The organism is Candidatus Methylomirabilota bacterium, from assembly GCA_035936835.1.
Classification (GTDB): domain Bacteria; phylum Methylomirabilota; class Methylomirabilia; order Rokubacteriales; family CSP1-6; genus AR37.
The window spans coordinates 1-10,855 of sequence record DASYVT010000039.1; the positions used below are offsets into that span (position 1 = coordinate 1).

Consider the following 10,855-nt stretch of genomic DNA (forward strand, 5'->3'; position numbering starts at 1 on the left):
ACGACCGGTACAACTTCATGGATCTCGACACGTACGACCAGATCTCCCTGTCCGCCGAGGAGGTCGGCGACGCGCGCGACTTCCTCAAGGAGAACACGGAGGTCGACATCCTCTTCATCGACGGCAGCCCCGTGACGGTCGAGCTGCCGAATTTCATGGAGCTCACGATCACCAAGACCGACCCGGGCATCCGCGGCGACACGGCCTCGGGCGGCTCCAAGCCGGCCACGCTTGAAAGCGGCGCGGTCGTCCAGGTGCCCCTCTTCCTCAACGAGGGGGACATCGTGAAGGTCGACACCCGAAGCGCCGAATACCTGGGCCGCGTCGCGGCGGCCGGCTAGGCCCATGGCCGGCAAGAAGCGCGCGGCCCGCCCCGCGGCGGGACAGCAGTGGACGCCGAAGCAGGTCGTCGATCTGGCAATGGCTCACGACCTGGCGGAAATCGAAGTGGAGAGCGGCGGCGTGCGCGTGCGCGTCGTCCGCCGGCACGCGCCCGCGGCCGCGACGCAGGCCGCCGCCGCGCCCGTCGCGCTGCCCCAGGCGGAGAGCGTCGAGCGCGCCGCCGAGGCCGCCGCCGGCACCGTGACGATCGAGGCGCCCATGGTCGGCACCTTCTATCGCGCCACGAACCCCGAGACGGCGCCGTTCGTCAGCGAGGGCGACACGATCAAGGAGGGACAGACCCTCTGCATCATCGAGGCGATGAAGCTCATGAACGAGATCGAGTCGAAGGTCACCGGCCGCGTCGTGAAGATCCTCGTCGAGAATGCCCAACCCGTCGAGTTCGGCCAGCCGCTCTTCCTCGTGGAGTGCCGCAAGTAGCGCGCTGAACGCCATGTTCCACAAGATCCTGATCGCCAACCGCGGCGAGATCGCGCTGCGCATCCTCCGCACCTGCCGCGAGATGGGCATCCGCACCGTCGTCGCCCACTCGCAGGCCGACGCGGGATCGCTGCCCGTGCGGCTGGCCGACGAATCCATCTGCATCGGCCCCGCCGAGGCGCGCCAGAGCTACCTCAATATCCCCAGCATCATCTCGGCCGCTTCCATCACGGACAGCGAGGCGATCCATCCCGGCTACGGTCTGCTGTCCGAGAACGCGGCCTTCGCCGAGATCTGCCGCGCCTGCGGCATCACGTTCATCGGCCCCGCGCCGGAGGCCATCCGCCTCATGGGCGACAAGGCCCAGGCGCGCGCGATGGCCAAGCAGGCCGGCGCGCCCGTCGTGCCGGGCAGCGAAGGGCCGCTCGTGGGTGTCGACGAGGCGCAGACCCTGGCCGACACGATCGGCTATCCCGTCGTGGTCAAGGCGGCAGCGGGCGGCGGCGGGCGCGGCATGCGCGTCGTTCGCGCGCGCGACATGCTCGCGCAGGCCTTCGCGACATGCCAGGCAGAGGCGGCCCAGGCCTTCGGCTCCTCGGAGCTCTACCTCGAGAAGTTCGTCGAGGAGGCGCGCCACGTCGAGGTGCAGGTGCTGGGCGACCGGAACGGCATCCGCGTGCACCTGGGCGAGCGCGACTGCTCCGTGCAGCGCCGGCACCAGAAGCTCCTCGAGGAGAGCCCCGCCTCGGCCATCTCGGAGGAGACGCGGGCGGGCCTCTACAAGGCGGCACTGACCGTCGCCAACTCGGTCAACTATGTCTCGGCAGGCACAGTCGAGTTCCTCGTGGCGCGCAACGGCACCTTCTACTTCATCGAGATGAACACGCGTATCCAGGTCGAGCACCCCGTCACCGAGATGGTCACGGGCATCGACCTCGTCCGGGAGCAGATCCGCATCGCCTCGGGCGAGCCGCTCGGCTACAAGCAGCGCGCGATCACGGTGCGCGGCCACGCCATCGAGTGCCGCATCAACGCAGAGGATCCGGAGCACTTCGTCCCCTCCGCGGGCACGGTGACGGCGTGGCTTCCGCCAGGGGGATACGGCGTGCGCGTGGACAGCCACCTCATGCCGGGAGCGATCGTGCCGCCGTACTACGATTCGCTCATCGCGAAGATCATCGTCCACGGCCGCGACCGGGCCGAGGCCATCGCCCGCATGCAGCGGGCGCTCGCCGAGACCGTCGTGGAAGGCGTCAAGACCACGATCCCCTACCACCAGAAGCTCCTGGCCGACCCCGCCTTCCTCTCCGGAGAGCACACGCTGCCACGTCTCGAAGTCGGCCCCTGACCCCGCCCCCCAAGTCCCCGCGACCCAAGTGACCCTGCCCACACCGCTCTACGTCATCCTCGACCTGGGACCTGCCGGGGGCCGGGACCGGGGAGCCGCCGGCGGCCGGGACCTGGCCACACTCCTCGACGCGGTGCTCGAGGGCGGCTGCCGCCTGGTCCAGCTGCGCGAGAAGACCATGCCGCTCAACGAGCTCTATCCCGTCGCGCGGGCGCTGAGACGCCGCTGCCGTGAGGCCGGGTGCCTCTTCATCGTCAACGACCGCGTGGACCTGGCCCTGGCTCTCGAGGCGGACGGCGTCCACGTGGGGCAGGACGACCTGCCGGCGCGCGAGGCGCGACGTCTCTTGCGCCCGGCCATGATCCTCGGCGTCTCGATCCATGACGAAAGCCAGGCGCGCCGGGCGAGGGACGACGGCGCCGACTACGTCGCGGTCGGCAGCATGTATCCCACGGGCAGCAAGCCCGGCTTCCGACTCGTCGGGCCGGACCTGGTCAGGCGCGTGCGCCCGGAGATCCCGGTGCCGCTCGTCGCCATCGGAGGCATCACGGTGGACAATGTCGCCGAGGTCATCCGGGCCGGCGCCGACGCCGTCGCCGTCATCTCCGCCGTCTGCGCCACGCCCGATCCCACGGCGGCCGCGCGGCGCTTCCTCGAGACGATTCGCGCGGCCCGCGAGAGCGCCGCCCGGTGAGCGCCACGCCCTCGACGGCGCTCCGCCGCTTCCTCCTGCCAGCCGCCGTCTTCGCGATCGCCCTCGTGACGTTCCTGCCGGGCCTCTCCGGGGAGTTCGTCAACTGGGACGACAACGTCAACTTTCTCTCGAACCGAGACTTCCGCGGGCTCGGCTGGAGCAACCTGCGCTGGATGGTCACCACGACGCACCAGGGGCACTGGATCCCGCTCACGTGGCTCACGCTGGGCCTCAACTACGCGCTGGGCGGCATGAACCCGTGGGGCTATCACCTGGTTAATCTAGTCATCCACGCGGCGAGCGCCGTGCTGTTCTATTTCGCCGCTCGGCGCTTGCTCGCCGCGGCGGGCACGGCGGCGGGCGAGCCTGCGCTGTCGGTCGGGGCGGCGTTCGCCGCCCTGCTCTTCGCCGTCCACCCGCTCCGCGTCGAGTCGGTCGTCTGGGTAACGGAACGACGGGACGTGCTGAGCGTCTTCTTCTTCCTCCTCTCCGCGTTGGGGTACCTCCGCGCGGTCGAGCGTGGAAATGACGGGCGCCTGGCGCCTGCCTGGCGCGGGCTCTCGGTCGCCGCCTTCGTGTGCGCGCTCGTGTCGAAGTCCTCGACCATCATGCTGCCGGCGGCGCTCCTCCTGCTCGACGTCTATCCGCTCCGCCGCGTGAGCCGCGGCTGGCGCCGCCTCATCGTCGAGAAGCTCCCCTACCTCGCCCTGGCCGCCGCGGATGTCCTTGTGGCCTGGATCGCGTTGCAGCGAGCGGCGAAGTTGACCGGTCTCGGGACGCACGGTGTCGCGGGGCGGGTCGCCATCGTCTTCTACAGCTTCTTCTACTATCCGTGGAAGCTGGTATGGCCGGTGGAGCTGTCGCCGATGTACGAGGTGCCCCCGCACGTGGACCCGCTCCGGCCGCGCTTCGTTGTCGCGATGGTCGTGGTGGTTCTCGTCACCGCGGCGCTGGTGGCGCTCCGCCGGCGCTGGCCGGGTGGGCTCGCCGCGTGGGCGTACTCGGCGCTCATGATCCTGCCGCTCAGCGGCGTGGTCCACGCCGGCTTCCAGCTCGTCCAGGATCGCTGGAGCTACCTGTCGGGGATGGGCTTCAACCTCCTAGCCGGCGGCGGGATCGCCTGGCTGCTCGACGCCCGGGCGCGCGGGCGCGTGAGCGTCGTGATCGCCCGAAGCGTGACGGCGGGAGCGGCCGCGGCGCTGCTGTTCCTGGCCGTCGCGGCCTGGGACCAGTCGAAGGTCTGGGCGGACTCCGAGACGCTCTGGCGCTGGGCCGCGAACCTCGACTCCGAGTGCGCGGTGTGCTGGAACAACCTGGGCGCGGCGCTGACCGGCCGCGAGCGGCACCAGGAGGCGGAAGAGGCCTACCGTCGGGTGGCCGCGCTTCGCCCGATGAGCGGAATGCTTGCCAATAACATCGCCACCGCGCTCCACGGCCAGCGCCGGGACGTCGAAGCCGAAGAGATGCTGCGCCTCGCCGTTCGCCTCGACCCGAACCTCACCGGGGCCCTGCTCAACCTCGGCGCCCACGAGGCCCAGACGGGCCGCTTTGCCGAGGGCCTCTCCCACCTTCGGAAGGCCTACGCGCTCGATCCGACGTACTTCGTCACGGTGAAGGAGCTGGCGTGGGCGCTCGTCGCGGCCGCCGCCGCCGAGCGCAAGGCCGGGCACCCGTCCGAGGCCTTGGCGCTCTACCAAGAGGCTCTCGCGGTGGAGCCCGCCAACGCGCAGGCGCGGGAGGGGCTCGAGGCGCTCTCGGCCGGCCGGCCGGCGGGCGGAGCAAGGAGATGAGCGGAGCCCTCGTGATGCTTCGTCGCGCCGGCGCGCCCTGCCTGGTCTTCGCCGCGGCGTTCGTGACCTTCCTCCCGGCGCTCGGCGCCGACTTCGTCAACTGGGACGACTTCGACAACGTCGTGAACAACACGGGCGTTCACGGCTTGGGGCCGGGGCAGCTCCGGTGGATGTGGACGAGCACGGTGCTCGGCCACTGGATCCCGCTGACCTGGATGAGCTTCGGACTGAACTACGCGCTCGGCGGGGTCAACCCACGCGGCTATCACCTCCTCAACCTGCTGCTGCACGCCGCCAGCGCCACGGTCTTCTTCTTTATCGTCCGCCGGCTGCTGCGCACCGCCGGGGCGGCTGCGGCCGAGCCCGGCCTGTCCGTCGGGGCGGGCTTCGCGGCGCTGCTCTTCGCGGTCCATCCGCTGCGTGTCGAGTCCGTCGTGTGGGTGACCGAGCGGAAGGACGTGCTCTGCGGCTTCTTCTTCATGCTCGCGGTCCTGGCCTACCTGAGCGCGGTGGAGGGGTCCACTATCCGGCGAGGGTGGACGTACGCATCGCTCGCCGCAACCGCGGCCGCGCTGCTGTCCAAGGTGGCCGCGATGCCGCTGCCGGCCGTGCTGCTGCTCCTCGACGTCTACCCACTCGGGCGCGCGCGGGTCCTCGGCTGGCGACGGTGTCTCATCGAGAAGCTGCCGTGGGCCGCGATCGCGGCCATCGGCGCCTTCATCGCGCTCCGCGTGGTGCTCACGGGCACCGGGGTGACGGGCTACGAGACGTACGGCCCCGGCTCACGTCTCGCAATGACCGCCTACACCTTCAGCTTCTACCCGGCCCGCTGGCTCTGGCCCGTGCAGCTGCTCCCCCTCTACGAGCTGCCGGTGGAGGTGCGCCTCCTGGACCCGCGCTTCCTGGTCCCGGCGCTCGCCTTCGTCGCGGTCACGGCGCTGCTGTGGGCACTCCGGCGCGTCTTCCCTGCCGGGCTCGCGGCCTGGACGCTATCGGTGCTCATGCTGCTCCCGATCAGCGGGATCGTGCACTCCGGTCACCAGCTGGCCCACGACCGCTACAGTTATCTCTCGGGACTCGGCTTCGCGGCGCTGGCTGGCGGCGGACTCGCCCGGCTCCTCGATGCCCGTAGGCAAGGCCGTGTGAGCGCCGTCATCGCCAGGAGCGTGCTCGCCGCCGCGGCCGCGGTGCTGCTCGTGCTGGCGGTGGGCGCCTGGGACCAGTCCAAGATCTGGCAGGACTCCGAGACGCTGTGGCGGTGGTCGGTCAACGTCGATCCCGACTGCTCCATCTGCTGGAACAACCTCGGCACCTCCCTCACCGCCCAGAATCGCCATCCGGAGGCCGAGGAGGCCTTCCGAAAGGCCTTTGCGCTCCGCCCCAAACGCGCCACCCTCGCGAGCAATATCGCGACCGCGCTCTACTGGCAAAAGAAAGTCAGGGAGGCGGAGGAGATGCTCCATCTCGCACTCTCACTGGACGAGAACGACACGGGGGCGCTGGCCAACCTGGGGGCCGTGTACTCGCAGCAGGGTAAGTACGCCGAGTCCCTGCCCTACTACCGTCAGGCCTTCGCCCAGCACCCGGGATTCGCGGGCCTCGCACCCAACTACTCGCAGGCCCTGGTCGCGCGCGCGGCGGAGGAGCGCAGGGCGGGCCGCGCGCCGGTCGCCAAGGCGCTCCTCCAGGAGGCGCTCGCCGTCAACCCGGGCGATGCCGAGGCGCGACGCCAGCTCCAGGCGCTCCTGGCCGAGCCGGACCGCGTGGACTCAGGTCCGGCCGGGCCGCGCCCGACCCGTTGACGACCTCCGCAAACCCGCTATAATGGCGCCGCTCGCAAACTTGGTCGACCCGTTCTGAGGAGGAGACCGCCCGTTCTGAGGAGGAGACCGAATGACGACCTTTCGATTCCGTCACGCACTAACCGCCCTCGCGATCGCCGCGCTGCTGCTGCCGGCCACGGCGCAGGTGGTTGCCCAGTCCAAGGGCACCATCAAGATCGCCTCCCAGAGCCCGCTCTCAGGCGGCCAGGCCGCGCTGGGCGAAGGCATCAAGCTCGGCGCCCAGCTGGCCGTCGAGAAGCTCAAGGGCAACCTCGAGAAGATGGGCTACAAGGTCGAGTTCGTGCCCTTCGACGACCAGGCCAAGCCCGACGTCGGCGTCGCCAACGCCAAGAACATCATCTCTGACAAGGACATCATGGCCGTGATCGGCCACCTGAACTCCGGCGTGGCGATCCCCTCGTCGGAGGTCTACAAGGAAGTCAACGTCGTGATGATCTCGCCGGCCAACACGAACCCCGTCGTGACGGACCGCGGCTACCCCAACGTCAACCGCGTCTGCGGCCGCGACGACGTCCAGGGCGTGGTCGGCTCCGAGTTCGCCCACGGGACCATGAAGGTCAAGAGCGCCGCTATCGTCCACGACAAGACGCAGTACGGGCAGAGCATCGCGGAGTTCTTCAAGGCCGACGCCGAGAAGAAGGGCATCAAGGTGGTTGCCTTCGAGGGCACGGAGGAGAAGTCGAACTTCGATCCGATCCTCACGCCCATCAAGGCGAAGAACCCCGACGTCATCTACTTCGGCGGCATCTACGACCAGGGCGCGCCCTTCTTCAAGCAGGCGCGCGAGAAGGGCATCAAGGCCAAGTTCATGGGCCCCGACGGCATGGACTCTTCCGACCTGACCAAGATCGCCGGCAAGTCGGTCGTGGGCATGAATTACACCTCTGCGGCCGGGCCGGCTTCGGCGCTGCCCAAGGCCAAGGCCTTCGTGGACGAGTTCAAGAAGAAGTTCGGCAAGAATCCCGAGCCGTACGCGGCCGAGGCCTACGACGCGGCCACCATCGCGATCAAGGCCATCGAGGAGGCCGCCAAGGGTGGCAAGAAGGTGACGCGCGAGGACGTCTCGACCGCGGTCCGCAAGGCCAAGCTCTCCGGGATCACGGGCGAGATCGCCTTCGACTCGAAGGGTGACCGCCTCAAGGCCCAGTACTTCGTGCTGACGGTCGTGAGCGACGACCCGGCGAAGTGGGGCGACAACAAGATCGTCAAGCAGCTCACCATCGCGCCGCCCGCGGCCAAGAAGTAGCCGTCCGGCGCAGTCGTCAGCGGGAGGGGCGGTCCCCCGCCCCTCCCGCGCTCCCCGCCTTGGGACCCAGTGCCGATGGACGTTGATCTCCTGATCGGCATCTTCCCGCAAGTCCTGCTCGACGGCATCACGCTCGGCTTCATGTACGCCCTGATAGCTCTCGGCTACACCATGGTGTACGGCGTCCTCGAGTTCATCAACTTCGCCCACTCGGAGATCTTCATTCTCGGGTCCTTCGTGGGCGCCGAGGTCCTGCTGGGGCTCCAGGCGCGCGGCGCCGTCGAGGCGTGGTCGCCCTTCCTCCTCGTGCTGGTCGCCCTCCTGGTGGGCATGCTCGCAAGCGGGCTCCTGGCGGCGGGCGTCGAGCGGGTGGCGTACCGCCCGCTCCGCAACGCTCCGAGGCTCATTCCGCTCATCTCGGCCATCGGGGTCAGCTTCTTCCTCCAGGACGCGATCCGCCTCTTCGAGTCTCTCTGGCGCAACGCCTTCAACATCGTCTACCCGCCCATGGACGTGATGAACGAGCGCTTCGAGCTGACGCCGACCATCGACATCTCAGTCAAGTCGCTCGTCGTGATCGGCGCCTCCCTCCTCATGCTCTGGGGGCTGCACAGCCTCGTCAACCGCACCAAGATCGGCAAGGCCATCCGCGCCGTCGCCGAGGACCAGGCGGCCGCGTCTCTCATGGGCATCAACGTCAACCGGATGATCTCGCTGACGTTCCTGATCGGCGGCGCCATGGGCGGCGGCGCGGGCGTGCTCTTCGGCGTGCAGTACAGCCTCATCAACCCGTACACGGGCTTCATCCCCGGGCTCAAGGCCTTCACCGCGGCGGTACTCGGCGGCATCGGCAACATCCCGGGCGCCATGCTCGGCGGGCTCGTGCTGGGAATCCTCGAAGCCTTTGGCGCCTCCTACCTCTCACTGCTGACAGGCGGGGCCTTCGGGGCGGAGTACAAGGACATCCTCGCGTTCTCCATCCTCATCCTCATCCTGATCTTCCGTCCCAAGGGCCTCCTCGGCGAGGTCGTCAGGGAGCGCGCTTGATCAAAACCCTGCTCGACAAGCCGGTTCCCGGGACGATTCTCGTCGTGGCGTTGCTCGGCGTGACGGCGTGGGGCGTCGCCAGCTACCCACGCTCGATCGTGGTCTTCATGCTCTTCCAGGCCTCGATCTTTCTCCTCTACTTCGCGCGGATGCCGCGGTGGCTCAAGGCGTCGCTGACCCTCGGCACGCTCGGCGTCCTCATGCCTGTGCTCGGGACGATCAACGCCTACTACATGGAGATCGCGATCCAGGTCGGCATTTTCGTGGCCTTGGCGCTCGGGCTGAACATCGTGGTCGGACTGGCCGGCCTCCTCGACCTGGGCTATGTCGCCTTCTTCGCCGTGGGCGCGTATTCCTGGGCGATCTTCGGGTCTCCGCAGGCCAACCTGATCTTCGGCGGCGACTTCTTCCCGCTCTCCCCGTGGTGGTTCTTCGTCTTCCTGTTCGTGGGCGTGGGCGTGGCCGCGGGCGCGGGCATCCTCCTGGGCCTGCCCGTCCTCCGCCTCCACGGCGACTACCTCGCCCTCGTGACGCTGGGCTTCGGCGAGGTAATCCGTGTACTGGCCAACAACCTCGATAAGCCGATCAACTTCACCAACGGTCCCAAGGGCATCACGCCCATCGGGCGACCGCCCATCTTCTTCGCCCCCGCGCTGCGCGCCATCGGGATCGAGCCGGACCCGAACGTGATCTACCCGCTCTACCTCTACGCCCTCGTCCTGCTCATCGTCGGCGCGACGGTGCTGGTCAACCGGCGGCTGGAGGACTCCCACATCGGGCGCGCGTGGGAAGCCATACGTGAAGATCAAACCGCCGCGCAGGCCATGGGCGTGCCGCTGGTGCGCATGAAGCTCCTCGCCTTCGCCTGCGGCGCTTCCTTCGCGGGCGCGGTGGGTGTGCTCTTCTCCGCCAAGCAGATCTTCATCAACCCCGAGTCCTTCACCTTCATGGAGTCGATCGGCGTGCTCGCCATGATCATCCTGGGCGGCATGGGCTCGATTCCCGGCGCCATCCTGGGCGCCACGGTCGTGACCGTGCTCAACCTCCAGGTCCTCAAGGGCCTCTCGCTCTGGGTCAACGAGCTCCGCAACGCCGGCGTCGAGATCTTCGGCTACAACCTGGCCAACCTGCCGACCCAGCTTGAGCCGGCCAAGTACGAGCGCATGGTCTTCGGCCTCATCCTGGTACTGATGATGATCTTCCGCCCGCAGGGCATCCTGCCGGCGCGGCGCCGCACGCGCGAGCTCAGCGAGCCCTGAGATGGCCGTCCTCCTCGAGGCGCGCGGCGTCACCAAGAAGTTCGGCGGATTGACCGCGCTCAACAACGTGGACTTCGAGCTCGAGGAGGGCCGGATCGCGTCCATCATCGGCCCCAACGGCGCGGGCAAGACCACCTTCTTCAACGTCTTCACCGGGCTCTATGTGCCGGAGGAGGGCGCCGTCCGGTTCCGTGGCGTCACCCTCATGGGACTGCGCCCGGACCAGATCACGGCGCTCGGCGTCTGCCGCACCTTCCAGAACATCCGGCTCTTCAAGAACATGACGGCCGTCGAGAACGTGCTCGTGGGCATGCACGCGCACATCGGTTCGGGCTTCTGGGGCGCGCTGAGCCGGAACCCGCGCTGGAAGCGCGAGGAGGAGGCCCTCTGGGCGCGGGCCGCGGAGCTGCTCGACATCGTGGGGCTGCGCGGCCGCGCCAACGAGCTGGCGCGCAACCTGCCCTACGGCGACCAGCGGCGCCTGGAGATCGGCCGGGCGCTCGCGTCCCGGCCCGCGCTTCTGCTTCTCGATGAGCCCACAGCCGGCATGACCCAGGGCGAAGCGCGCAGCCTCATGGCGCTCCTGCGGCGGCTCGTCGGCGACCTCGGCCTGACCATCCTCCTGATCGAGCACAACATGCGCGTCGTCATGGAGGTGTCCGATCACGTCACGGTGCTCGACTACGGCGAGAAGATCGCCGAGGGGCGCGCCGCCGAAGTCCAGAAGGACCCGCGCGTGATCGAAGCCTACCTCGGCCGGCGGAAGTGGACGCCGCGGGCGGAGGCCGGCAGTGCTTGAGGTGCG

10 protein-coding genes are annotated in these 10,855 nt (G+C 69.0%); all 10 read left to right on the forward strand.

The features are described from left to right. A partial coding sequence (locus VGV06_03495) for an elongation factor P (GenBank protein ID HEV2054220.1) occupies positions 1-341 on the forward strand: 341 nt, incomplete at its 5' end. 4 nt (positions 342-345) lie between these two features. Next, positions 346-822, forward strand: a complete 477-nt coding sequence (gene accB, locus VGV06_03500) for an acetyl-CoA carboxylase biotin carboxyl carrier protein (GenBank protein ID HEV2054221.1) — start codon at positions 346-348, stop codon at positions 820-822. A gap of 13 nt (positions 823-835) precedes the next feature. Then, entirely contained in the window at positions 836-2,170 is a 1,335-nt protein-coding gene (gene accC / locus VGV06_03505; protein ID HEV2054222.1) for an acetyl-CoA carboxylase biotin carboxylase subunit, read from the forward strand. 28 nt (positions 2,171-2,198) lie between these two features. Further along, positions 2,199-2,864: a thiamine phosphate synthase gene (thiE, locus tag VGV06_03510; protein HEV2054223.1), complete on the forward strand. Its 666-nt coding sequence runs from the start codon at positions 2,199-2,201 to the stop codon at positions 2,862-2,864. Continuing rightward, a complete protein-coding gene (locus tag VGV06_03515) occupies positions 2,861-4,654 on the forward strand; it encodes a tetratricopeptide repeat protein (protein ID HEV2054224.1) in 1,794 nt (597 codons plus the stop codon). The genes thiE and VGV06_03515 overlap by 4 nt, the downstream gene beginning before the upstream one ends. Continuing rightward, positions 4,651-6,456, forward strand: a complete 1,806-nt coding sequence (locus VGV06_03520; GenBank protein ID HEV2054225.1) for a tetratricopeptide repeat protein — start codon at positions 4,651-4,653, stop codon at positions 6,454-6,456. Before VGV06_03515 ends, VGV06_03520 begins: the two co-directional genes overlap by 4 nt. Positions 6,457-6,547: 91 nt before the next feature. Continuing rightward, positions 6,548-7,744 (forward strand): branched-chain amino acid ABC transporter substrate-binding protein, encoded by a 1,197-nt coding sequence (locus tag VGV06_03525; protein ID HEV2054226.1) that lies wholly within the window; start codon positions 6,548-6,550, stop codon positions 7,742-7,744. A gap of 75 nt (positions 7,745-7,819) precedes the next feature. Next, positions 7,820-8,791, forward strand: a complete 972-nt coding sequence (locus VGV06_03530) for a branched-chain amino acid ABC transporter permease (GenBank protein ID HEV2054227.1) — start codon at positions 7,820-7,822, stop codon at positions 8,789-8,791. Next, positions 8,788-10,050, forward strand: a complete 1,263-nt coding sequence (locus VGV06_03535; GenBank protein HEV2054228.1) for a branched-chain amino acid ABC transporter permease — start codon at positions 8,788-8,790, stop codon at positions 10,048-10,050. The genes VGV06_03530 and VGV06_03535 overlap by 4 nt, the downstream gene beginning before the upstream one ends. 1 nt (position 10,051) lies before the next feature. Beyond that, positions 10,052-10,849, forward strand: a complete 798-nt coding sequence (locus VGV06_03540; GenBank protein HEV2054229.1) for an ABC transporter ATP-binding protein — start codon at positions 10,052-10,054, stop codon at positions 10,847-10,849. Positions 10,850-10,855: the final 6 nt, after the last annotated feature.

What these genes read in the sequence shown, in the direction of transcription:
- accC (HEV2054222.1), top strand. Translation starts at nt 836, where the DNA reads ATGTTCCACAAGATCCTGATCGCCAACCGCGGCGAGATCGCGCTGCGC.
- VGV06_03520 (HEV2054225.1), top strand. Translation starts at nt 4,651, where the DNA reads ATGAGCGGAGCCCTCGTGATGCTTCGTCGCGCCGGCGCGCCCTGCCTG.
- VGV06_03540 (HEV2054229.1), top strand. Translation starts at nt 10,052, where the DNA reads ATGGCCGTCCTCCTCGAGGCGCGCGGCGTCACCAAGAAGTTCGGCGGA.
- VGV06_03525 (HEV2054226.1), top strand. Translation starts at nt 6,548, where the DNA reads ATGACGACCTTTCGATTCCGTCACGCACTAACCGCCCTCGCGATCGCC.
- accB (HEV2054221.1), top strand. Translation starts at nt 346, where the DNA reads ATGGCCGGCAAGAAGCGCGCGGCCCGCCCCGCGGCGGGACAGCAGTGG.
- VGV06_03530 (HEV2054227.1), top strand. Translation starts at nt 7,820, where the DNA reads ATGGACGTTGATCTCCTGATCGGCATCTTCCCGCAAGTCCTGCTCGAC.